At 64.7% G+C, this 380-nt stretch carries 1 pseudogene; it reads right to left on the bottom strand.

Annotated features, from left to right (window positions below):
* Positions 1-22 precede the first annotated feature (22 nt).
* A pseudogene (locus RNC47_RS37450) lies at positions 23-364 on the bottom strand (cytochrome ubiquinol oxidase subunit I); the annotation flags it as partial.
* Positions 365-380 lie beyond the last annotated feature (16 nt).

Below are 380 nucleotides of genomic sequence, written 5' to 3'. Positions count from 1 at the left end.
ATGAACATCTGTCCCTGGATCTTCACTTGCCTGCCTCCTTGCCGCCGGCGAGGGCCTTGTCCGACTCGGAGTGGTGCTCAAGCTGTTCGAGCGCCGCGATCTCCGGGTGGTGCAGGTCGAACGCCGGGGATTCGGAGCGAATCCGCGGCAGGGTGAGGAAGTTGTGCCGCGGGGGCGGGCAGGAGGTCGCCCACTCCAGGGAACGGCCGTAGCCCCAGGGGTCGTCGACCTCGATCTTCTTGCCGTACTTGGCGGTCTTCCAGACGTTGTAGAAGAACGGCAGCATCGACAGGCCGAGAACGAAGGACGCGATCGTGGAGATCGTGTTAAGCGCGGTGACGCCGTCGGCGGCGAGGTAGTCCGCTTAGCGACGCGGCATT

Origin of the sequence: Streptomyces millisiae (assembly GCF_031845425.1) — a bacterium.
Taxonomy (GTDB): domain Bacteria; phylum Actinomycetota; class Actinomycetes; order Streptomycetales; family Streptomycetaceae; genus Streptomyces; species Streptomyces millisiae.
This window is presented reverse-complemented; position numbering and strand designations above follow the sequence as displayed.